This window comes from Massilia sp. NBRC 108631 (genome assembly GCF_059704565.1).
The window spans coordinates 1-22,311 of record NZ_BAAKJE010000187.1 but is presented as its reverse complement, the minus strand read 5'-3'; the positions used below and the strand labels follow the sequence as shown (position 1 = coordinate 22,311).

25 protein-coding genes are annotated in these 22,311 nt (G+C 64.2%); 5 read left to right on the top strand and 20 right to left on the bottom strand.

Annotated features, from left to right (window positions below; all coding sequences use genetic code 11):
• Positions 1-4: 4 nt before the first annotated feature.
• From AC6H42_RS20705 to tyrS, 12 genes are all read right to left on the bottom strand, one after another.
• On the bottom strand, positions 5-1,375 hold the full coding sequence (locus tag AC6H42_RS20705) for a DUF4214 domain-containing protein (protein WP_057154413.1): 1,371 nt from the start codon (positions 1,373-1,375) through the stop codon (positions 5-7).
• A gap of 210 nt (positions 1,376-1,585) precedes the next feature.
• The gene (locus AC6H42_RS20700; RefSeq protein ID WP_497548841.1) at positions 1,586-2,377 is read right to left on the bottom strand and encodes a glutaminyl-peptide cyclotransferase; all 792 of its coding nucleotides are present in this window, start codon (positions 2,375-2,377) and stop codon (positions 1,586-1,588) included.
• Positions 2,377-3,432, bottom strand: coding sequence for a Holliday junction branch migration DNA helicase RuvB (gene ruvB, locus AC6H42_RS20695; protein WP_057154411.1), 1,056 nt, complete (start codon positions 3,430-3,432; stop codon positions 2,377-2,379). The genes AC6H42_RS20700 and ruvB overlap by 1 nt, the downstream gene beginning before the upstream one ends.
• Before the next feature lie 6 nt (positions 3,433-3,438).
• Positions 3,439-4,017 (bottom strand): Holliday junction branch migration protein RuvA, encoded by a 579-nt coding sequence (gene ruvA / locus AC6H42_RS20690; RefSeq protein WP_056398405.1) that lies wholly within the window; start codon positions 4,015-4,017, stop codon positions 3,439-3,441.
• Positions 4,018-4,038: 21 nt separating this feature from the next.
• A complete protein-coding gene (ruvC, locus tag AC6H42_RS20685; RefSeq protein ID WP_057154564.1) occupies positions 4,039-4,605 on the bottom strand; it encodes a crossover junction endodeoxyribonuclease RuvC in 567 nt (188 codons plus the stop codon).
• A gap of 123 nt (positions 4,606-4,728) precedes the next feature.
• Positions 4,729-6,315, bottom strand: a complete 1,587-nt coding sequence (gene purH, locus AC6H42_RS20680) for a bifunctional phosphoribosylaminoimidazolecarboxamide formyltransferase/IMP cyclohydrolase (RefSeq protein WP_497548840.1) — start codon at positions 6,313-6,315, stop codon at positions 4,729-4,731.
• A 97-nt stretch (positions 6,316-6,412) separates the two neighbouring features.
• Positions 6,413-6,646 carry a helix-turn-helix domain-containing protein gene (locus AC6H42_RS20675; RefSeq protein WP_056398400.1) on the bottom strand — a complete coding sequence of 78 codons (234 nt, stop codon included), beginning with the start codon at positions 6,644-6,646 and terminating at the stop codon, positions 6,413-6,415.
• Between the two features lie 42 nt (positions 6,647-6,688).
• The gene (gene dusB / locus AC6H42_RS20670) at positions 6,689-7,705 is read right to left on the bottom strand and encodes a tRNA dihydrouridine synthase DusB (protein WP_497548839.1); all 1,017 of its coding nucleotides are present in this window, start codon (positions 7,703-7,705) and stop codon (positions 6,689-6,691) included.
• 149 nt (positions 7,706-7,854) lie between these two features.
• Positions 7,855-8,514 (bottom strand): histidine phosphatase family protein, encoded by a 660-nt coding sequence (locus AC6H42_RS20665; RefSeq protein ID WP_057154408.1) that lies wholly within the window; start codon positions 8,512-8,514, stop codon positions 7,855-7,857.
• Positions 8,515-8,525: 11 nt separating this feature from the next.
• Positions 8,526-9,176, bottom strand: coding sequence for a YbhB/YbcL family Raf kinase inhibitor-like protein (locus AC6H42_RS20660; RefSeq protein WP_057154407.1), 651 nt, complete (start codon positions 9,174-9,176; stop codon positions 8,526-8,528).
• Between the two features lie 36 nt (positions 9,177-9,212).
• Entirely contained in the window at positions 9,213-9,665 is a 453-nt protein-coding gene (gene dtd / locus AC6H42_RS20655; protein ID WP_497548838.1) for a D-aminoacyl-tRNA deacylase, read from the bottom strand.
• Positions 9,662-10,897 (bottom strand): tyrosine--tRNA ligase, encoded by a 1,236-nt coding sequence (tyrS, locus tag AC6H42_RS20650; protein WP_497548837.1) that lies wholly within the window; start codon positions 10,895-10,897, stop codon positions 9,662-9,664. Before tyrS ends, dtd begins: the two co-directional genes overlap by 4 nt.
• Positions 10,898-11,053: 156 nt before the next feature.
• Between tyrS and AC6H42_RS20645 the strand changes: the two genes are divergently transcribed.
• Both AC6H42_RS20645 and AC6H42_RS20640 read left to right on the top strand, forming a co-directional pair.
• Positions 11,054-12,439, top strand: a complete 1,386-nt coding sequence (locus AC6H42_RS20645) for a M23 family metallopeptidase (protein WP_497548836.1) — start codon at positions 11,054-11,056, stop codon at positions 12,437-12,439.
• Positions 12,440-12,595: 156 nt separating this feature from the next.
• A complete protein-coding gene (locus tag AC6H42_RS20640) occupies positions 12,596-13,687 on the top strand; it encodes an anhydro-N-acetylmuramic acid kinase (protein ID WP_497548835.1) in 1,092 nt (363 codons plus the stop codon).
• A gap of 108 nt (positions 13,688-13,795) precedes the next feature.
• On the opposite strand, the gene erpA is transcribed toward AC6H42_RS20640, so the two are convergent.
• The 6 genes from erpA to AC6H42_RS20610 all read right to left on the bottom strand — a co-directional run bounded on the left by erpA (position 13,796) and on the right by AC6H42_RS20610 (position 18,894).
• Positions 13,796-14,161: an iron-sulfur cluster insertion protein ErpA gene (gene erpA, locus AC6H42_RS20635; protein WP_057154563.1), complete on the bottom strand. Its 366-nt coding sequence runs from the start codon at positions 14,159-14,161 to the stop codon at positions 13,796-13,798.
• Between the two features lie 56 nt (positions 14,162-14,217).
• Complete coding sequence (locus AC6H42_RS20630; RefSeq protein WP_057154402.1) at positions 14,218-14,562, bottom strand: hypothetical protein; 345 nt, start codon at positions 14,560-14,562, stop codon at positions 14,218-14,220.
• A 15-nt stretch (positions 14,563-14,577) separates the two neighbouring features.
• Positions 14,578-15,615 (bottom strand): N-acetyl-gamma-glutamyl-phosphate reductase, encoded by a 1,038-nt coding sequence (gene argC / locus AC6H42_RS20625; RefSeq protein WP_497548834.1) that lies wholly within the window; start codon positions 15,613-15,615, stop codon positions 14,578-14,580.
• Between the two features lie 122 nt (positions 15,616-15,737).
• Complete coding sequence (gene rpsI / locus AC6H42_RS20620; RefSeq protein ID WP_056398368.1) at positions 15,738-16,130, bottom strand: 30S ribosomal protein S9; 393 nt, start codon at positions 16,128-16,130, stop codon at positions 15,738-15,740.
• 9 nt (positions 16,131-16,139) lie between these two features.
• Complete coding sequence (gene rplM / locus AC6H42_RS20615) at positions 16,140-16,568, bottom strand: 50S ribosomal protein L13 (RefSeq protein ID WP_056398365.1); 429 nt, start codon at positions 16,566-16,568, stop codon at positions 16,140-16,142.
• A 136-nt stretch (positions 16,569-16,704) separates the two neighbouring features.
• Positions 16,705-18,894: an NHL repeat-containing protein gene (locus AC6H42_RS20610; RefSeq protein ID WP_057154400.1), complete on the bottom strand. Its 2,190-nt coding sequence runs from the start codon at positions 18,892-18,894 to the stop codon at positions 16,705-16,707.
• Positions 18,895-19,139: 245 nt separating this feature from the next.
• On the opposite strand from AC6H42_RS20610, the gene AC6H42_RS20605 reads away from it, so the two are divergent.
• Entirely contained in the window at positions 19,140-19,562 is a 423-nt protein-coding gene (locus tag AC6H42_RS20605; protein WP_057154399.1) for an OsmC family protein, read from the top strand.
• 37 nt (positions 19,563-19,599) lie between these two features.
• Here AC6H42_RS20605 and coq7 read toward each other — a convergent pair whose 3' ends face one another.
• Complete coding sequence (coq7, locus tag AC6H42_RS20600) at positions 19,600-20,244, bottom strand: 2-polyprenyl-3-methyl-6-methoxy-1,4-benzoquinone monooxygenase (RefSeq protein WP_057154398.1); 645 nt, start codon at positions 20,242-20,244, stop codon at positions 19,600-19,602.
• A gap of 54 nt (positions 20,245-20,298) precedes the next feature.
• Positions 20,299-20,754, bottom strand: a complete 456-nt coding sequence (locus AC6H42_RS20595; protein ID WP_057154397.1) for a hypothetical protein — start codon at positions 20,752-20,754, stop codon at positions 20,299-20,301.
• A 98-nt stretch (positions 20,755-20,852) separates the two neighbouring features.
• On the opposite strand from AC6H42_RS20595, the gene AC6H42_RS20590 reads away from it, so the two are divergent.
• Entirely contained in the window at positions 20,853-21,632 is a 780-nt protein-coding gene (locus AC6H42_RS20590; RefSeq protein WP_497548833.1) for an ABC transporter ATP-binding protein, read from the top strand.
• Between the two features lie 3 nt (positions 21,633-21,635).
• Positions 21,636-22,311 (top strand): ABC transporter permease (locus AC6H42_RS20585; RefSeq protein ID WP_497548832.1); only part of this gene is annotated, 676 nt, incomplete at its 3' end.

The following is a 22,311-nucleotide window of genomic DNA, read 5'->3' as shown; positions in this document are numbered from 1 at the left end:
TTTCTTAAAAAGGAATATAGGCGATGCCGTGCTCTATGGTGCCGATGACTTGCGCCATGTTTTCCGGGCTTTCGCTGAAGTCCACCAGCAGCTGCGCACGCATGGCGCCATTGTCCAGTGCGTTTACCCAGAAGTCCAGCCCCGCCTGCTTCGGATCGCGGTGCAGGATGTTGTGGTACAGCTCCGTGACGAATTGCTGGTTGGACTGCCCGCTGCCGTACAGCCGCGCGTACTCGGGGCTGCCCAGGAAGGACGAGGCCACGTCGCGCAGCGCCACGCCGGCGTCGAGCGATGCAATCCAGAAGCCCAGGCCGGGCAGGTCCGGCTGGCGGTCGAAGGCGGCCTGGTACAGGCGGTAGGCCTGGCCTGCGTTGCCGTCCACATCCAGGCCGATGGTGCGATCGGAGAACACCACCCGCTCCACGTTGACCAGCGCGTCGCTGATGCCGTGGCCGTCGGTGGCCAGGAAGCCGCCGGCGGACTTGCGCAGCGTGAACTCGGTGCTGGCCTTCGCGTACTTCACTTCGTCGAGGCCCGCGCTGCCCAGCACCAGCGACGGGCTGGGCGGCGGCGCGCCCTGCACCGTGCCGTCCTGCACCACGAACTGGGTGGTGATGCCCATCAGCGCGAGCTGGACCGCGCTGTATTCGGTCGAGTTGCCGCTTTGATCGGTGACCACGGCGCTCAACAGGTTGTAGGTGCCCAGCGCGGTTTCGGCCGACAGCGTGCCGGTGTAGGCCGCCGTGTTCAGCGTGCCGTCGAAGAAGGTGTCGCTGCCGCCGACGAAGCCGCCGATCGATACCGCCGGACCGGTAAAGGTGTCGAGATAGAAGTCGCGGTCGAAGAACAGGTCCACCCCAGCCACGCCGCTGCCGCCCTCGCCGTCCTGCGCGTGGGCGGTGAAGCTGAGCTGCTGGGCGCCGCTGCTCAGGTCCACCACGCCGGGCAGCACCAGCCCGGTCAGCACCGGCGCCGTGGTGTCGGCCACGCCGCCGGTCACCGTGACCGAGGTGTTGAAGCCCATGGCCTTCAGGTCGCTTTCAAAGTAGTGGCGCACATTGCCCGCCAGGTCGAAGACTTCCACTTCGTAGACGCTGTAGACGCCAGGCGGCGTGGCGGTGCTGAGCGGGAACACACGGCTGGAGGAGCCATCGCTCAAGGGGTCGGCGCTGCCCGGCAAGCCGATGGCGATGGCCTGGCTGGGCCCCAGCGGCGACAGCGGCGCCTGCTGCATCCAGACCTGCGCCCAGCCGGGGCCCGAGCCGCCGACTTCATCGCGCGCGTCCACCCGCAGCGCCAGGTTGCGCGAGCCCAGGCTGAGGTCCAGCGTGGAGGACATGGAAAAGCTGACGAGGCGGGGAACGGTAATGTCCATGGGGAGGTGTCCGATCGAACTGAAGAGGGTGCAGTGGCTGGGCTGGCCTTGTGATACCGCAAGGCAATATTTAGCAGCCTAACCCTGCACACCGCAACATTCAATGACGCTTCGTTACGACCGAAAGTTACTGTCGCAGCCCGTCCACAGGCGCCACGCCGCCGAATCGGCGCCGGAGTTGGCGAGGTGTTATCGCCTGTTGCAACATAGCTATTTGCGTTTCAGCTCGATTTCAAACAGCTTGGGCCATAGCTTTCCGGTTACAAACAGGCGGCGCTTCGCGCTATCGTAGGCGATCCCGTTGAGGACATTGTCGCCGCCCGCTTCGATGCCAGCCTTGGCCGCCAGGCCGCTCAGGTCGATCCAGCCGAGCACGCGGCCGCTGAACGGATCGATGCGGGCAATCTTGTCGGTTTGCCAGATGTTGGCGTAGATCTGCCCTTCCACCCACTCCAGCTCGTTGATCTGCGTGACCGGCTCGCCGTCGGCGGTGACGCGGATGCGGCGCGTCTGCTGCATGGTTTTCGGGTCCAGCACGCGGATGTAGGCGGTGCCGTCGCTCATGTAGAGGCGCTCGCCGTCGGTCGCCAGCGCCCAGCCTTCGCCGGGGTAGCTGAAGGTCTGCTTCAGCTGCAGGGTTTCGCTGTCGAAAATGAAGCCGGTCTGGCTGGTCCACGTCAGGCCGATGATGACATTGCCCACCGCCGTGATGCCTTCGCCGAAGAATTGCGGCGGGATGTCGGTCTTGAGCAGCACCTTGCCGGTTTCCAGCGCCACCTTGCGTACCGATGAGCGGCCGTTCAGGCCGGTGCTCTCGTACAGGATGCCGTTCTGGAACAGCAAGCCTTGCGTGAAGGCTTGCGGGTCGTGCGGATAGCTGCGCTTGATTTCGTAGCCGTACACCGGCAAGGCGGCCTGCGCGGCGAATGACGCAAAGACCGGCGCGCACAGCGCCAGCGCGGCGGCCAGGCGCGCCGCCGTAGTGAAGGTTGCGTTACGCATTATTGGTCCCACAAGTCGCCGGTTGGATTGGTGCGCGGCGGGGTGACGCCGAAATGCTGGTAGGCCGCCGCCGTGGCCACGCGGCCGCGCGGCGTGCGCTGCAGGTAGCCTTGCTGGATCAAATACGGTTCCAGCACGTCCTCGATGGTGTCGGCGGCCTCGCCGATGGCGGCCGCCAGGTTGCCGATGCCGACCGGGCCGCCGCCGAATTTGTACAGCACCGCCTCCAGCAGCTTGCGGTCCATCACGTCGAAGCCGACGGTGTCGACGTCCAGCATCACCAGCGCAGCGGCGGCGACCTCGCGCGTGATGTCGCCGTTGCCCTTCACTTCCGCGAAGTCGCGCACGCGGCGCAGCAGGCGGTTGGCGATACGCGGCGTGCCGCGCGCGCGGCGCGCGATTTCGGCCGCGCCCTCCACGTCGATGCTGGCCTTGAGCAGCGCGGCGCTGCGGCTGACGATCTTGGTCAGCTCGGGCACGGTGTAGAACTCCAGCCGCGCCACGATGCCGAAGCGGTCGCGCAGCGGGTTGGTCAGCATGCCGGCGCGGGTGGTGGCGCCCACCAAGGTAAACGGCTGCAGGTCCAGCTTCACGGAACGCGCCGCCGGGCCCTCGCCTATCATGATGTCGATCTGGTAGTCTTCCAGCGCCGGGTACAGGATCTCCTCGACCACCGGCGACAGGCGGTGGATCTCGTCGATGAACAGCACGTCGTTCGCTTCCAGGTTGGTCAGGATGGCCGCCAGGTCGCCCGGACGCTCCAGCACCGGGCCGGAAGTCTGGCGCAGGTTCACGCCCATTTCGCGCGCGATGATGTTGGCCAGCGTGGTCTTGCCCAGGCCGGGCGGGCCGAACAGCAAGGTATGGTCCAGCGCTTCCTTGCGGCCGCGCGCGGCGGCGATGAAGATTTCCAGCTGGTCGCGGATCTTGGCCTGCCCGACGTATTCATCGAGGTGCTTGGGGCGCAAGGCGCGTTCGATGGCCTCCTCGTTCGGCGACGAGGGCGCGGCATCGATGATGCGCTGCTCGGTGAAATTGTCGGTCTGGATGCTCATTACTTTTTAACCTTTGGACAGCGCTTTGAGCGCCTGCTTGATGCCGTCCGACACGCCGGCGCCGGCGGGGACGGTCTTCAGCGCCAGCAGCGCTTCCTTGTCAGAATACCCCAAAGCGATCAGCGCGTTCAGGATGTCCGCTTGCGCGTCGTGCACCGGGTGGGCGTGGCCGGCGCCGATATCCGCGCCCAGCTTGCCTTTCAGCTCCAGCAGCAGGCGCTCGGCGGTCTTCTTGCCGATGCCGGGCACTTTCACCAGGCGGCCCGATTCCTGCAGCGTAACGGCCTGCGCCAGGTCGGCGATGGACATGCCGGACAGGATGGACAGCGCGGTGCGCGCGCCCACGCCGCTGATTTTAATGAGCTGGCGGAACACGGCGCGTTCTTCAGCGTTGCCGAAGCCGAACAGCAGGTGCGCGTCCTCTCGGATGGCCTGATGAGTGAACAGCACCACCTTCTCGCCCACGCCGGGCAAGTTGTAGAAGGTGCTCATGGGCACGTCGACTTCGTAGCCGACGCCTTGCACGTCAACCAGCAGTTGCGGGGGATTTTTTTCAAGCAGGATGCCGGAGAGACGTCCGATCATGTGTGAACCTTCAGTATGGGTTTAATCGACCAGGCGGCCGCGGCGCATGCGCAGCCCGGCCAGGGGGCTGCCGGCCTGGCCGGCCTGGTCCGGGAGCGCGCCGGCCAGCGCGATCATGGCCAGCGCGTCGTGGCTGTTGGCGTGGCAGATGGCCACGCCGAGCGCGTCGGCCGCATCCGAGCCCGGCAGGCCGGGCAGCGCCAGCAGGCGCGCCACCATGTCCTGCACCTGGGCCTTGGCGGCCTTGCCGGTGCCGACCACGGCCTGCTTGAGCTGGGTGGGCGAGTACTCCGCCACGGACAGGCCGTTGCTGACCAGCGCGCAGATGGCCGCGCCGCGCGCCTGGCCCAGCAGCAGGGTCGATTGGGGATTGACGTTGACGAAGACTTTTTCGATGGCCGAGCAGTCCGGCTGGTAGGTGGCGGCCACTTCGCCGACGCCGTCCAGGATGACCTTGAGCCGGGTCGGCAGGTCGCCTTCGCCAGACTTGATGGTGCCGGACGCGATGTAGCGCAGCTTCGCGCCCTGCTTGTGGATGACGCCGAAGCCGGTGGTGCGCAAGCCTGGGTCGATGCCGAGAATAATCATGCTCGGATTGTACATCAACAACATGGCTGGCAAGCAGCAAAAGCTGTATATATGCACAGTGCAATAAAAACGGGGCCGGACAGGTTTCCCCGTCCGGCCCCGTTTCCGGGAACCTGACTGCGATTAATGGCGGAAGTGGCGGGTGCCGGTGTACAGCATCACCACGCCGCGCTCGTCGGCGGCGTCGATCACTTCCTGGTCGCGCATCGAGCCGCCCGGCTGGATCACGCAGCTCGCGCCGGCGTCAACCACCACGTCCAGGCCGTCGCGGAACGGGAAGAAGGCATCCGACGCCACCACCGAACCGGCCAGGGTCAGGCCGGCGTTCTGCGCCTTGATGGAGGCGATGCGCGCGGAGTCGATGCGGCTCATCTGGCCGGCGCCCACGCCCAGCGTCATGTTGTTGCCGCAGAAGACGATGGCGTTGGACTTGACGTATTTGGCAACGCGCCAGGCGAACATCAGGTCTTGCAGCTGCTGCTGGGTAGGCTGCAGCTTGGTCACCACTTTCAGCTCGGCCAGCAGCACGTTTTTCGAGTCGGCCGACTGCACCAGCAGGCCGCCGCCGACGCGCTTGAAGTCCATCGCGTTGACGCCGTTGCCCAAAGGAATTTCCAGCAGGCGCACGTTCTGCTTGGCCGACAGGATCTGCCTGGCTTCCGCGGTAAACGACGGCGCGATCAGCACTTCCACGAACAGCTTGGCCAGTTCGGCGGCGGCACTGCCGTCCACTTCCACGTTGAAGGCGATGATGCCGCCGAAGGCCGAGGTCGGGTCGGTCTGCAGCGCGCGCTTGTAGGCGTCGGCCGCGTTGGCGCCCAGCGCCACGCCGCACGGGTTGGCGTGCTTGACGATGACGCAGGCTGCCGACTGGTCGAAGCTGCCCATCGACTTCACGCATTCCCACGCGGCGTCCGCGTCGGCGATGTTGTTGTACGACAGTTCCTTGCCCTGCAGCTGGGTGTAGTTGGCCAGCGCGCCGGCCACCGGCGCCAGGTCGCGGTAGAACGCGGCCGACTGGTGCGGGTTTTCGCCGTAGCGCATGTCCTGCACTTTTTCAAAGTGCGCGTTCAGCGTTTGCGGGTAGGCGGCGCGGGTGGCGTGCTCGCGGTCCGGGCCCAGGCTGGACAGGTAGTTGGCGATGGCGCCGTCGTACTGCGCGGTGTGCGCGTAGACCTTCTTGGCCAGCATGAAGCGGGTTTCGTAGGACACGTAGCCGGGCGCGTTGTCGGTGGTCTTCATCTCGGCCAGCACGTGGCCGTAGTCGGACGGGTCGCAGATCACCACCACGTCCTTGTGGTTCTTGGCCGACGAGCGCAGCATGGCCGGGCCGCCGATGTCGATGTTCTCGATCGCGTCGTCCAGCGTGCAGCTGTCCTTGGCCACCGTGGCCTGGAACGGATACAGGTTCACCACCACCATGTCGATGGTCGGAATGCCGTGCTCTTCCAGCTTGGCCATGTGCTCCGGGAAATCGCGGCGCGCCAGGATGCCGCCGTGCACTTTCGGGTGCAGCGTCTTGACGCGGCCATCCAGCATTTCCGGGAAGCCGGTGTAGTCGGCCACTTCGGTCACGGCAACGCCGTTGTCGGCGAGCAGCTTGGCGGTGCCGCCGGTGGACAGGATGTTGACGCCCATGGCGGACAGGGCACGGGCGAAGTCCAGGACGCCGGTCTTGTCGGAAACGGAGATGAGAGCTTGTTTAATCATGGCTGTGGCTAGGTTGTTGAATGTTCTGTGGGGACAAGGGACACTCGCCGGCCGCATTGGCCGGTCACAGCCATGCAAGCCGGGACGTCAGCGGACCTTACAGCAGGCCGTGCTCCTGCAATTTCTTTCGCAGGGTGTTGCGGTTGATGCCCAGCATCTGCGCGGCATGCGACTGGTTGCCGTCGGCGCGGGTCATGACCACTTCGAGGATCGGACGTTCCACGGTCAGCACGACCATGTCATAGATGTTCGACGCCTGCTGCTCGCCCAAATCGTTGAAGTAATCTTCCAGCGATTTCTGGACGACTTCCTGAATGCTTTCTTTGCTCATTTTTATATATTTCTGCTAATTGATCTGCCACGCCGGCGCCGTTCAGGCGGCCAGCTTTTCTTCGGCGAGGCGGTATTGTAACCGCTCGCCATACTTCCATTGGGATTCGAAAAATTCTTTGACCGACAGCAACTGTTCTTGCGTGGACTCAAGGCGATTCATGCGCTGGCGGAATTCCTCGCCGCCTTCCAGGTCGCGCACATACCAGCCGATGTGCTTGCGCGCCGTCAGCAAGCCCTTGCGCTCGCCGTAAAAGGCGTAGTGCGCCTGCAGGTGGTCGTCCATCAGTGCGGCCACCTCGGCCACCAGCGGCGCGGGCAGCTGGGTGCCGGTGCGCAGGTAATGGTCGATCTCGCGGAAGATCCACGGCCGGCCCTGGGCGGCGCGGCCCACCATGACGGCGTCGGCGCCGGTCTTGTCCAGCACATAGCGGGCTTTCTCGGGCGAGGTGATGTCGCCGTTGGCCACCACCGGGATGGCCACCGATGCCTTGACGGCAGCGATGGTGTCGTATTCGGCGTCGCCGGTATAACCGTCGGCGCGGGTGCGGCCGTGCAGGGTCAGCATCTGGATGCCGGCCTGCTCGGCGATGCGGGCAATCCGCAGCGCGTTCTTGTTTTCGCGGTCCCAGCCGGTGCGGAATTTCAGCGTCACGGGCACGTCCACCGCGCCCACCACGGCATGCAGGATGCGCTCGACCAGGTCCTCGTGCGGCAGCAGCGCCGAACCGCACCAGTTGTTGCACACTTTCTTGACCGGGCAGCCCATGTTGATGTCGATGATCTGGGCGCCCTTGTCGACGTTGTGTTTTGCGCAATCGGCCAGTTCCTGCGGGTCGGAACCGGCGATCTGTACCGCTTTCGGCTCCATCTCGCCGGCGTGGTCGATGCGGCGCGCGCTCTTTTCCGAGGCCCACACGCGCGGATTCGACGCCGCCATCTCCGACACCGCGTAACCCGCGCCCAGCTCCTTGCACAGCTGCCGGTACGGCCTGTCCGTCACGCCCGCCATAGGGGCGACGAAGACATTGTTGCGGAGAATGTGAGGACCGATTTGCACTGGGTATGCCTGAAAGTGGAGCGGGGAAACCGTCTATTCTAACCCAAGGCGTGCACAAATAATAAGCACTATTTATTCTGATTCCCGTGCTTGTGCAGCTTGGCAGTTATGAAACTGTGTTTCCGGGCAGAATTTTCAACCAATGCGGCTTAGATAATATCGTCCAGGACGAGCGGTTCCAGGTGCGCGCTCTCGCCCCAGCTTTGCAGCGCCAGCCTGCCGTTATCAAAAGTAAAACGGTTGATGCTGGCGTTCTTCACCTGGAAGTCGCGCGGGCTGTCCAGCGTCATGCCGGTGGCGGCGCGGTAGGCGCACTCCAGCACGCCGCCGTGGGCCACGATGGCGATGGTCTGGCCCGGATGGCGCTCGCCCCAGGCCGCGATGCCGTCCATGCAGCGCTGGAAGAACTGGCGGAAGCTCTCGGCCACCCGCTCGCCGGACGGCATCACGGCGTCGATGTCGCGCGCCTGCCAGGCGGCGAATTCGGCCGGATAGGTGCGCTCGATGTCGGCGTACAGCATGCCTTCGAACACGCCGTAGCAGCGCTCGCGCAGCTGGACGTCCTGCTGGACCTTGCGCTGCGCCCCGGCGCCGCGCTGCTGGCCGGCCACCGCCTGCGCGGTCTGCAGCGCGCGCTGCAGGTCGCTGGCGATGATGGCGTGCAACGGTTCGGACGCCAGCGCGGACGCCAGCGCCTCGGCCTGGCGCTGGCCTTCCAGGTTCAGGGGAATGTCGATGTGGCCTTGCAGGCGGCGCACGGCGTTCCACGCCGTTTCGCCGTGGCGTATCAATAGGATGCTGGTAGTCATGTAACCCTGGTTTAGCGCGCCTGCGGATTCAGGCTATAGGCGCCGATGATTTGTGCTTCGTCCAGTATGTGGCCGCGCATGGCCTGGTACGCCTGCACGCAGGTGAAACGGCCGTCGACCGGCAGGCGCGGCACGTCCAGCGCGTACAGCCGGAACACATAGTGGTGCACCCGCAAGTCGTTCCACGGCGGGCAGGGGCCATCATAACCGAAATAGTCGCCCGCCATGCCGGGGTCGCCCGCGAACCAGCCGGTGTAATCGTTGATGCCCTGGCGCAACGGATGCTGCGTGCCGTCCAGCACGGCCAAGGCCGTGTCCGGCCCGGGCTTGCCCTTGGGCACCACGCCGTCGGCCAGCTGGCCGGCGGCAATGCAAGCCAGCGCAGGCGGGATGTCGGCCAGCGCCCAGTGGTAGAAATCGGCGCGCTCGTCGGCCGCGTCCAGCGTCTGACCTTCCTGGTTGACCTTGGCGGCGCTGGCGGGCGCGTCGCCGTCTATGCACAGCAGCAGCAGCGACTCGGTGCCGTTCGGCACCTCGCTCCATGCCAGGTGCGGATTGCGGTTGGCGGCCAGCCTGAGACGGCCCAGCGGGTCCGGCTCGGCAAACGCGAATTCGGCAGGAATCCTGCCGCCGTTCTTGAAAGAGTCACTCCACAGTTTCACCGCAGCCTCCCGCTTCCTGGTTGTTTCACTGTTTTTTCACTGTAGTTTAGGCTCGACCTGCAGCCAGAACGTTACCGGACCATCGTTCGTCAGCGACACTTTCATGTCGGCGCCGAACTGGCCGGTGGCCACTCGCGCATGCCTGAGCCGCGCCTGGCGCACGAAATACTCGAACAGCCGCGCGCCATCCGCTGGCGCGGCGGCCGGCGTGAACGACGGGCGCGTGCCGGACTTGGTGTCGGCCGCCAGCGTGAACTGCGGCACCAGCAGCAAGCCGCCGGCCACGTCGGCCACGCTGCGGTTCATCTTGCCCGCCTCGTCCGCAAACACGCGGTAGCCCAGCAGCTTGTTGAGCAGGGCGTCTGCTTCGCGCTCGCTGTCGCCGCGCTCGGCGCACACCAGCACCATCAGGCCGGCATCGATGGCGCCCACGGTCGCGCCATCGACCACCACGGCCGCGCTGCTGACCCGCTGCAGCAGCCCTATCATGCCGTCAAGGTGACGCGCGCGAACTTGCGCTTGCCCACCTGCAGCACGAACGTGCCGGCGTCCAGCTTCAGCGCCTTGTCGCTGATAACGGTACCATCCACGCGCACGCCGCCCTGATCCACCATGCGGGTGGCTTCCGATACCGAAGCGCACAGATTGGACTGCTTCAGCAACTGGGCGATGCCGGCCGGCGCGCCGGCCAGGGTGATTTCCGGCACGTCGTCCGGAATGCCGCCCTTGGAACGGTTGACGAAGTCGGCCAGCGCGTCCTCGGCCGCCTGGCGCGAATGGAAGCGCTCGACGATTTCCTGCGCCAGCGCCACCTTGGCGTCGCGCGGGTTGCCGCCCTGCTCCACGGCGCGCTTCAGCGCCGCTACCTCTTCGATCGTTTTCCACGACAGGAGTTCGTAGTAGCGCCACATCATCACGTCGGAAATGCTCATGATCTTGGCGAACATGGTGTTGCCCGGCTCGGTAATGCCGATGTAGTTGTTCTTCGACTTGGACATTTTTTCCACGCCGTCCAAACCTTCCAGCAGCGGCATGGTCAAAATGCACTGAGGCTCCTGGTCCCAGTCTTTCTGCAGTTCGCGGCCCACCAGCAGGTTGAATTTCTGGTCCGTGCCACCAAGTTCCAGGTCGGCCTTCAGGGCCACCGAGTCGTAGCCCTGCATCAGCGGATACAGGAACTCATGGACCGAGATCGGGGTCCCGTTCTTGAAGCGCTTGGTGAAATCGTCGCGCTCCATCATGCGCGCCACGGTGTAGCGCGAGGCCAGCTGGATCATGCCGCGCGCGCCGAGCGGGTCGCACCACTCGGAGTTGTAGCGGATCTCGGTCCTGGCCGGGTCCAGCACCAGCGAGGCCTGCTTGAAATAGGTGGCGGCGTTGGCTTCGATCTGCTCGCGCGTGAGCGGCGGACGGGTGGCGTTGCGGCCGGACGGGTCGCCGATCATGGACGTGAAGTCACCGATCAGGAAAATCACCTGGTGGCCCAGGTTTTGCAGCTGGCGCATCTTGTTCAGCACCACGGTATGGCCCAGGTGCAAGTCCGGCGCGGTCGGGTCCAGGCCCAGTTTGATGCGCAGCGGCACGCCGCTCTGCTCGGAACGCGCCAGCTTTTGCGCGAATTCGGATTCGATCAGCAGCTCATCGACACCGCGTTTGGTGATGGCGAGCGCTTCCTGCACGCGGTCGGTCAGCGGCAGAGCGGTTGGGGTTGCAGTTACCATAAGGGAGGCACAATTCTCGTGAAAATGTAGGATGAGTCCGATAGTTTGATATAATTCGCGATCCCATCAATCTTGCCGCATGAAAACTCGATAAGACGACAATTACAAAAACATCAAAGTTCGGAACAGTTCAAGCGGTAAATTTTAACTGATTGCATGAACCCTATAAACAAATTCACAAGCCAAGGCTTGGTCAACTTGCTAGGTTCGACGCGCAAGGCGCGCATCATGAGTGCATCGGCAATTTTCCTTGCTGTGTGCGCTTTCGGTGCGGCCGGCGTAGCGCCGCTCGCGCCAGACGCGGCGGACCTGCCGGTCAAGTCAGTCTCCACCGCCCTCGAACTTCCGAACATCTCCGCGCAAATCGGCGCCCTCCAGCAGCAAGAATCCACCGAAAAGTACGTCCACGAAGAACGCATCCGCGCCGGCGACACGCTCGCCACGCTGATGACCCGACTCGGCGTGGAAGACGACGCGGCCGAAACCTTCATCAAGAAGGACAAGGTGGCGAAAGGTGTGATGCAGCTGAAAACCGGCAAGCGCGTGCAAGCGCAAACCGACGAGAACGGCAACCTGGTGTGGCTGCGCGCCACCGTGGTCGACAGCCAGGACACGCCGGTCAAGAACATCCTGGTCAGCCGCAAGGGCGACGGCTTCACTGCCAGCGAAGAAGCGGCCAAGCTGGAGCGCCGCGTGGAAATGCATGCGCGCACCATCAATTCCTCCTCGCTGTACGCGGCCACCGACGCCAGCAACGACGGCGCCAAGCTGCCCGACAGCGTGGTGCGCCAGATCGTGGAAATGTTCTCCACCAATATCGACTTCCGCTCCGACCTGAAGCGCGGCGACCATTTCAACGTGGTCTACGAAACTTTCTGGCAGGACGGCGAGTTCATCCGCGCCGGCCGCATCCTGGCCGGCGAATTCACCAACCGCGGCGTGACCTACCAGTCGGTGTGGTTTGAAGACCCGGCCAGCAACCAGGGCGGCGGCTACTACAGCTTCGACGGCAAGTCCCTGAAAAAGGCCTTCCTGAAATCGCCGCTGGAATTCTCCCGTATCTCGTCCGGCTTCTCGATGCGCGTGCACCCGATCTCCGGCAACTGGAAAGCCCACAAGGGCATCGACTTCGCGGCCGCCACCGGCACCCCGATCCGCGCCTCGGGCGACGGCGTGGTGGACTTTGCCGGCTCGCAGGGCGGCTACGGCAACCTGGTGGTGCTGAAGCACTGGTCCAACTACACCACCGCCTACGCCCACATGAGCCGCTTCGCACCCGGCATCAAAAAAGGCAGCAAGGTCAGCCAGGGCGACGTGATCGGCTATGTCGGCAGCACCGGCTGGTCCACCGGCGCCCACCTGCACTACGAATTCCGCGTCGGCGGCGAAGCCAAGGACCCGAACAAGCTCAACGTGCAGGCGCAAGCCCCGCTGACCGCCGCCGAGCTGTCGCGCTTCAAGATGGTCTCCGGCGACATGATGCACCGCTTCGCGCTGCTGCGCCCCACCAACGCCAACGCCTCCAGCCTGGCCGCAAAATAAGCTTCCCATCCGGAAGCAAGGACGGCGCCCGAATCGGCGCCGTTTTTTTTCGCCCAAGCAAAATGGGGTCAGGGTTAATTATTTTTGCAATATTAACCCTGACCCCATTTTGGCTGAGGTGAGGCACAATAGCGGGAAACTATGAGGAGGTGGCGTATGAGCCTGTATATCGGCCTGATGTCGGGGACCAGCCTGGACGGGGTGGATGGGGTGCTAGTGGATTTCTGGGCCGGCGCGGCGCGCACGCTGGCGGCGGCCTATGTGCCGTTCCCGCCGGCGCTGCGGGAGGAGCTGATGGCGCTGCAGGCGGCTAGCCCGAACGAGCTGGAACGCGAGGCGCTGGCGGCCAACACGCTGGCGCAGCACTACGCGCAGTGCGTGGCGGACGTGCTGGCGCAAACCGAGATGAAGCCGGCCGATGTGCGCGCCGTGGGCTCGCACGGGCAGACCATCCGCCACCGGCCGGAACTGGGCTTTACGCGCCAGACCGGCAACCCGGCGCTGCTGGCCGAGCTGTGCGGCATCGACGTGGTGGCGGACTTCCGCAGCCGTGACGTGGCCGCCGGCGGCCAGGGCGCGCCGCTGGTGCCGGCGTTCCACCAGGCGCTGTTCAGCCTGCCGGGCAAGACCCGCGTGGTGGCCAATATCGGCGGCATCGCCAACATCAGCGTGCTGCACGGCGACGGCAGGACCACCGGCTTCGACACCGGGCCCGGCAACGTGCTGATGGACAAATGGATCGCCCGCCACCAGGGCAAGGCCTACGATGACGACGGTGCCTGGGCCGCCACCGGCAAGGTGATCCAGCCGCTGCTGGACGCCATGCTGCGCGAGCCCTACTTCGCGCTGCCGGCGCCGAAAAGCACCGGCCGCGACCTGTTCCACGCGGACTGGCTGGATGCCCGGCTGGCGCCCTACGCATCGGCCGCGCCGCAGGACGTGCAAGCCACCCTGACGCAGCTGACCGTGCTGACCCTGGCGCGCGCCATCGGCGAGCATGCGCCGAAAACCGAGGCGGTGTACGTGTGCGGCGGCGGCGCCTATAACGGCGTGCTGATGCGCAGCCTGGCGGCCGAACTGGGCGTGGCGGTGGAATCGACCGCAGCGCTGGGCGTGGAGCCGAACCGGGTGGAGGCGCTGGCTTTCGCGTGGCTGGCGTTCCGCTTCAATGAGCGGCTGGCCGGCAATGTGCCGGCGGTGACGGGTGCGCGCGGCGAGCGCGTGCTGGGGGCCCTGTATCCGCGCTAAAGCGTGGCAAGGCGGCGCCTGGTCCGACCGGCGCGCACAACGGAAAACGGCGGAGCAAGCAAGCTTGTCCGCCGTGCAAGTGCCGCGCGGGGCGGCCTCAGGCTTCTGTTAAGCCGAGAACGAGGAACCGCAGCCGCAAGTCGAGCTGGCGTTCGGGTTCTTGATGACGAATTGCGCGCCTTCGAGGTCGTCCTTGTAATCGATTTCGGCGCCAATCAGGTACTGGTAGCTCATGGAATCGATCAGCAGTTGCACGCCGTTCTTATCCATGGTGGTGTCGTCTTCGTTGACGATTTCATCGAACGTGAAACCGTACTGGAAGCCCGAGCAGCCGCCACCCTGCACGAATACGCGCAGCTTCAGGTCTGGATTGCCCTCTTCTTCGATCAGTTGCGCAACTTTCTGCGCGGCGCTGTCGGTGAACACGATAGGGACCGGGATTACTTCGTCTTGCACTTCGGCTACTGCATTCATGTGGTACTCCTCAAAATTCATACGGCCATTATAGACCTTAGTCGGAACTCATGCTGTCAAGGCTTGATTTCCTGTACCGGCTTTGGTTCAGGGGCAACAGTTTTCGCTTCTTCGCCCGGCAGCGGCAGGCCGGCCTGCTTCACAATGGCCAATAAGGCATCGCGCTCGGCGCTCACTTGCAGCAGTTCGGCCTGCACCAGTTCCAGCTGCTGCTGCGCAGTGGGCGCCCCCTGGCTGGCGCCGAAGATGCGCTGCCCCAGGTCCACGCCCCACACCACCAGCACGCCACCCAGCACCAGCGCGATGGCAATCGCGGCGATGCGCTTGAACAGCGGCGCCTTCTGCTCCACCAGCACGGTTGCCGGTGCCGAGGCGCCGCGCCCCTGCCATTTCTTGGCCACGCTGCCCGCCTGCGGTTACGGCAGCAGCGCGATGTTGTTCAGGCCCATGCCTTCTTCCAGGCCGAACATCAGATTCATGCACTGCACGGCCTGGCCGGAAGCCCCCTTGACCAGGTTGTCCTGCACCACCAGCACGATGACGGTGTTGCCGTTGTCCGGGCGGTGCAGCGCCAGGCGCAGCATGTTGGCGCCGCGCGTGCTGCGGGTTTCAGGATGCGAGCCGAACGGCATCACGTCGACGAACGGCTGGTCGCGGTAGGCGTCCTCGAACAGAGCCTGCAGCTCGTCGTTGCTGATGTCCTTGGTCAGGCGCGCGTACAGCGTCGAGTGCATGCCGCGTATCATCGGCACCAGGTGCGGCGTGAAGATCAGGTTGACCTTGTCGCTGCTGAAACGCTGCAGCTGGGCCACGGTTTCCGGGGTGTGGCGGTGGCCGGACACGCCGTAGGCCTTGAAGTTGTCGCTCGACTCGGAGAACAGGATGCCGATCTCGGCCTTGCGGCCGGCGCCGGACACGCCCGACTTGCAGTCGGCGATCAGGTTGCCGGCGTCGATCACGCCCGCCTTCAGCAGCGGCACGAAGCCCAGCTGCATGGTGGTCGGGTAGCAGCCGGGGTTGGCGATCAGCTTGGCGCCCTTGATGTCGTCGCGGTTCAGCTCGGGCAGGCCGTACACGGCTTCCTCGATCAGCTGCGGCGCGGTGTGCGGGATCTTGTACGTCGTTTCAAATACCGCCTGGTCCTTGATGCGGAAGTCGGCCGCCAGGTCGATCACTTTCACGCCCGCCTTCAGCAGCGCCGGCGCCTGCTCCATGGCCACGCCGTGCGGGGTGGCGAAGAACACCACGTCGCACTGGGCCAGGTCGACCTTGTCCGGCGCCGAGAACGCCAGGTTGACGCGGCCGCGCAGGGAAGGATACATGTCAGCCACCGGCAAACCATCCTCTTTGCGCGACGTGATTGCCGTCAGCTGCACTTGCGGGTGGACGGCCAACAATCGCAGCAGTTCCACTCCGGTGTATCCGGTGCCGCCGACGATGCCAACTTTGATCATGTTCTTTCCTTGGGAGTAAATGAAGAGGGGACGCCCATTTTAGCAGGGCTGAAAAAAAGCCGCCCGGCGTACCGGGCGGCTTTCGATACAGCGCTGGACCAGCCAGCGCTGCGTGAAGCATATTAACGCTTCGAGAATTGTTTTGCGCGACGTGCTTTGCGCAGACCAACTTTTTTACGTTCAACTTCGCGCGCATCGCGAGTGACGAAGCCGGCACGTGCCAGGTCGCCCTTCAGAGCTGCATCGTAGTCGATCAGTGCGCGGGTGATGCCGTGACGCACAGCACCTGCCTGGCCGGACTCGCCGCCGCCGTGTACGTTGACTTTGATGTCGAAACGTTCAACGTTGCCGGTCAGTTCCAGTGGTTGACGGATTACCATCAGGCCGGTTTCGCGGGAGAAGTACTCAGCCGCTGGCTTGCCGTTAACGATGATTTGGCCAGTGCCTGCCTTGATGAACACGCGAGCCACTGCACTCTTGCGACGGCCGGTGCCGTAGTTGTAGTTACCGATCATGTCAGTTCCTTAGATTTCGAGTGCTTTAGGTTGCTGAGCAGCGTGCGGGTGCGAACCCTCGGCGTACACTTTCAGCTTCTTGATCATTGCGTAGCCCAGTGGGCCTTTTGGCAGCATGCCCTTGACGGCTTTTTCCAGAGCGCGGCCTGGGAAACGCTGTTGCATTTTCAGGAAGTTCGTCTCGTAGATGCCACCTGGGTAGCCCGAGTGACGGTAGTAGGTCTTCTCGGTTGCTTTGGTGCCGGTCACGCGCAGTTTGCCTGCGTTGATGATGACGATGAAGTCACCGGTGTCGACGTGAGGGGTGAACTCTGGCTTATGCTTGCCGCGCAGTCGGCGTGCCACTTCGCTGGCAACACGGCCGAGGACTTTGTCCGTCGCGTCAATCACGAACCAATCGCGCTGGACTTCATGGCCCTTAGCGGAAAAAGTTTTCATGTTATGACTTTCTGTGAAAGATAAAAACGCTCATCTGGTGGTTCCGCCCCGGTGTTGCAGCGGACGCATCCTTGTTGTTTACTTTCCCTGAGCGAATGGGAAAGCCGGCAATTATAGCCCGGTTTGCGCATTCCGGTCAATAACTGTAAACGTTGACGACGTTGAAGGTGGTGTCCGGCACATACACATTGCCCTTGTGGGCATAGATGAAGAACGGCATCCACACGCCGCCGGCCTCCGGGTATTTCTTGAACACCAGGTCGCCGGTCTTGTATTCCAGCGTGCCGTCCTGGATCTTGAACACCTTCAGCGCGCGGTTCACCAGGTCGTTGACAATCAGGTTGTCGCCCTCGTCTATGCACAAGCTGGCCGGCAAGTAGAAGTTTTCATAATCTTTCTCCAGGTCGTCGCAATAGCCGGCCTTGCCGTAGCTCCACAGGCTGTTGCCGTCGCGGTCGAACACGCGGATGCAGTTGTTGAACTGGTCGCACACGAACACCCGGTCCTGCGAGTCGACGTCCATGTCGCACGGGGTAAACGAGGCCAGCGGCTGGCCGCCCTCCTGCCATACGAAGTTCTTGACGAAGGTGACGATGCCGGTGGCCTGCAGCTGCCACTTGGCGATGCGGTTGTTGAGCGAATCGGCAATGTAGATTTCGCCGTGGCTGTTGACGGCGATGCCCTGCGGCGCCTTCAGCGTGCCCTCGCCGCCCACGCCTTCGCGGCCGAACGGCACGCCGTAGTTCAGCAGGTGGCCATTGGGGCCGTACTGGTACATGGACACCGTGCACATGTTGAAGTTGGTGATGAAGATCAGCGGCGTGCCGGGGCAGACCTGGCCCAGCAGCGGCTGCGACGGGTAATAGGCCGTCATGGCGATATCGCCGGGCGTGAAGAAGCCGCGCACCATGTCCTGCAGCTGGGCGTAGGGATTGACGGCGGTGTTGTAGGTTTTCAGGCACCAGTTGCCCGAGTCGATGTTGTACGAGGACGTGCCGACATGGGCCAGCGGGTCCAGCCCGGTGTGCTTGAGCACATGGTCGTACCAGTACTGGTAGACGCCGGCCGTGGTCTTGGCCCAGCCGTCCCACCAATTATTGCTGGGCAAAACGCCGTCGCCCTTGCGCTTGGGGTCGACGCGGATCACCGAGGTCATGCAGTTGAACTGCGAGGTGGCCAACGCCTTCGACGCGTTGTCGCGGCGGTGGCCGACCGAATCGAGCAGCACGGCCACGGTGGGCAGGCTGTCGTCAATGATGTTGATGCTCACATGCAGCACCGTGGAGGCGAACGGCTCGCTGATGTAGTACGTGTTCTTTTCCTTGCCGGCGCAGATCTGGTAAGGGCCGACGAAGACGCGGTCTTCCAGCGCGCCATAGACCAGGTCGGTGTACGAATGCACCGGCTCGGGTTCGTGGTTCCACATGGGCAGCATGCCCATCACTTTTTCCTGCAACTGGCCTTGCGGGTTGTAGACCATGATGGCGTTTTCCACCTGGCCCGGCACGAACACATAGTCGTCGATGACGCACACCGAGCGCATCACGTTGAACTTGCCGATGCCGGTGGGCAGGCCGAAGCCGTGCAGCAAGGCGGTTTCCCTGGTGGCCTGCACGGTCTCGTTCCTGATGGGCCAGGCGGTGTCGATCTTCAGGATTTCGTAGTAGCCGGTGTTGGCCAGATAGAGGTTGCCCTTCGAGTCGCTGGCCAGGCCTTGCGGCCACAGCAGTTCGTGGGTGCTGTTCGAGTCTTGCACGGCGCGGAACTGCAGCACGAACTCGCCTTCCAGCGTGAACTTCACGCAGCGGCTGCGCACGTCGCCCTCGGTGTGGAAGAACTCGTCGGCCACGTAGAGGTAGTGCTCGCCGTCCGCTTCCTTGACCACGGTGATGCCGTTCGGGTCGGACAAGGGGATGAAGGTCTTGCCGGCCACGTTGCCGAAGGCGAACTGGAAGCCGGCGCTGTGCTCGTCGTATTCGAAAGCCACCACGCGGCCGTTGCCCATGTCGGTGCAGTACATGATGTCGTCGGTGGGGTGCGGGCACAGGTGGAAGGGCATCAGCAGGCGCTGGTCCAGGCCGGTGCTGGCCGGGTCGCCGTCGATCACGTGCAGCAGGGTTTCAAAATCGGCCGTGAACACCAGCACGCGGCTGTTGCCGGTATCGCACACCCACACGTGGTTGTAGTTGTCGCGCGCAACGCCGACCGGGGAATTCATGGTGAAATCGTCCGGCAGCGCGCCGCGCTCGGTGGTGCCGGGCAAAGCCAGCTCGCCGTAGTGGCACAGGTGCTTGAAACTGGTCTCGGATGCGGTCGTATGGCTCATGGTTACCTACCTGTATGAAAGGGATGGACGCAAGGGTGAGGCGAACTACGGTGCGCATCAGTATGCGAGATTGCGTGGGCGGCAGCAACATTTATGTTGCAGTGCATTGCAGATGGCTATCCACTGAAACCGGGCTGGCCGGCAGCAAAAGATGTCGCACTGCACCACGGCGCCGGGGAGGGGACGAAGCGCGGCCGGCTTTGCTCCATTACAATGGTGGCAAAGTTTTTTTACGGAGAAATGAAATGGAATGCAAAGTCAGCTGGAACGGCCCGTCGGGCATGAGCTTTTTGGCCCAGACCGGCTCCGGCCACCTGGTGAACATGGACGGCGCGCCCGAAGGCGGCGGCCACAACCTGGCGCCGCGCCCGATGGAAATGGTGTTGCTGGGCACGGGCGGCTGCACCGCCTATGACGTGGTGCTGATCCTCAAGCGCGGCCGGGAAGACGTGCGCGGCTGCGACGTAACCTTGAAGGCCGAGCGCGCCGACACCGACCCGAAAGTGTTCACCAAGATCCACTTCCATTTCACCGTCACCGGCAAGGCCCTGAAGCAGACCACGGTGGAACGCGCGGTGTCGCTGTCGCACGACAAGTACTGCTCGGCGTCCATCATGCTGGCCAAGACGGCCGAGATCACGCACTCGTACGAGATTGTGGAAGGCTGACGGCGGCGGGTGACGCGCTGCGCGACCCCGCCAGACCTTAAATGTAGTACGCGGTGCCGGTCATGAGCTTGCCCATGGCCGTCATGGCCAGCCGCGCCGGCAAGGGCGCCGCTTCGGCGCCCATCTCTTGCGCGGCCGCGCCGTGCGCCACCTCATCGACCCGCATCTGTTCGACAATCGCGCGCGACTTGGCGTCCTGCGGCGGCAGCTTGTCCAGGTGGCTGGTCAGGTGCTTCTCCACCTGGCGTTCGGTTTCCACCACAAAGCCCAGGCTGCGCGCATCGCCCAGCACGGCGGCCACCGTGCCCAGCGCGTAGGCGCCCGCGTAGAACAGCGGATTGAGCACGCTGATCTGCGAGCCCAGCTCGCCCAGCCGCTGCGCGGTCCACGCCAGGTGGTCTTCTTCCTCGCGCGAGGCGTGCTCAAACTGCCGGCGGATCTCGTCGCTGCGCGCGAAGCGGGCCTGCGAGTTGTACAGCGCCTGCGCCATCACTTCGCCCACGTGGTTCACGCGCATCAGGCCGGCGGCGTGGCGCTGCTCGGCTTCGGTCAGGGCCGCGTCCGCCGCGTGCGCGGCCGGGTTCGGGCGCGAGGCCGAGGCCACGCCGGCCATGACGCGCAGCGCCTTGTCGGCGCCGGCGATGAAGCGGTCCAGGGGAGTGTGAAAATGGTTTGCTGCCATGATGTTCTGCTCAAGCTGGTTCAGAAGACACCATTATATGCCCCAAGCGCGGCCTCAAGCCCTGCCTTCCCGCTCTTCGCGCAGGATGCGCTGGCGTTCGATCCAGTCCGCCACCGGCCCGCGCACGTCGATGCCGGACAAATCCTTGGCCACGCCCAGGTTCAGCCCCAGCAGGAAGGGGATGCTGTCCACCGGCACGGCGTCGCAGTGTTGGCCAAAGGAGCGCAGGAAACGCGGCGAATCGACTACCTTGATCACCTTCTCGCCGCTCATGTATTGCAGGATGCTGGTGATGCTGTGGCCCTTGCCGATGGCGTGGTAGATGAAGCGGTTGTACTCCTTGTCCAGCCTCTTGAAGTCCAGGGTTTCCTTGGTCATCAGGCCGGACAGGTAATGCAGGCCCAGCGCCACGCGGAAAAAGCCGGTGGCTTCGGACACGGTGGTGCCGCTGCGCGTGACGGCGAGGATTTTTTCCTTGGTGGCGCTATCGATCAGCTGGCTGTTTTTCATAGTGGCTCGACTATAGCAAGACAAAACGCTTTTGTACCTTGCACGCCGGAATTTTGGCATGCTACCCTTGCTCACCATCTTTACAACAGGATAACAAAATGCTCGAAGTTCAGGGCTTGGCCAAGCGCTTCCGCCTGCATGGACAGAAGGGACAGCCGGCCGCCACGCGCGATCCGCGCGGCCACGACGGCTGGTTCCACGCGGTGCGCGACGTGAGCTTCAGCTGCGCGCCCGGGGAAGTGCTGGGCCTGCTTGGCCCCAACGGCGCCGGCAAGACCACCACGCTGCGCCTGCTGTCGACCGCGCTGACGGCGGACGCGGGCAAGGCCATGGTCGACGGCGTGGACCTGCTGCAGCACCCGCTGCTGGCGCGCCAGCGCATCGGCTTTTTGTCCGGCTCCACCGGTTTGTACGGGCGCCTGACGGCGCGCGAGAACGTCGAGTATTTCGGCCGCCTGCACGGCATGGAAGGAGCGCACCTGAAGCGCCGCTGCGACGAGCTGTTCGAGCTGCTGCAAATGCAGGACTATGGCGGCAAGCGCGCCGACCACCTGTCCACCGGCATGAAGCAGAAATGCGCCATCGCCCGCACCGTGGTGCACAATCCGCAAATCGTCATCCTGGACGAGCCGACCACCGGACTGGATGTCATGTCGTCCAAAATCCTGCTGGACTTCATCGCCAGCTACAAGGCGCTGCGCATCCCGCTGGTGTTTTCCACCCACCACCTGCACGAGGTGGAAAAGCTGTGCGACCGCGTGTGCATCATCAACCACGGCAAGACCGCCTTCAACGGCACTGTCGACCAGCTGCGCCACCTGGGCGGCAGCGCCGACCTGTACGACGCCTTCATCGACGTCATCAACCGCGAGGGCTGAGCCATGTGGACCATCTACCTGAAGGAAATCCTGGAGCTGGCGCGCGACCGCAAGACCTTCATCTTCACCGTGCTGATCCCGGTGCTGGCCATGCCGCTGATCCTGGGCGGCTTCAGCTACCTGTCGACCAATATGTTCAACCGCGCGCGCACCGCCGAACTGAGCTACGCGGTGTTCGGCAAGGAATACGCGCCCGGCCTGAGCCGGCGCTTCACCGCCGAGCGCGGCTTCCGCGAAGTGGCGCTGGCCACGCCGGACGACGTGCGCAACGCGATCGACAAGGACGTGATCAAGTTCGCGCTGGTGATCCCGCCCGAATTCCAGCGGCGGCTGGACGGCAAGCAGCAAGCCAGCGTGGTGCTGCATTACAACAGCGCCGTGATGGTGGACGTGATCCGCAAGCGCGTTTCAGCCGAGCTCGATGCGCACAACGCCGAGCTGCGCGAGCAGGAGCTGTCGGCGCTCAACCTGAGCAAGAGCCAGCTGCGCTTCGCCCTCAATCCGGTGACACTGGAGGAACGCTCCACCGCCGGCCAGCGCGAGAAAATGGGCGCCATGCTGGGCGGCATCCTGCCCTATCTGCTGCTGATGGGCTGCCTGATGGCGGCCATGTACCCGGCCATCGACCTGGGCGCCGGCGAGAAGGAGCGCGGCACGCTGGAAACCCTGCTGCTGGCGC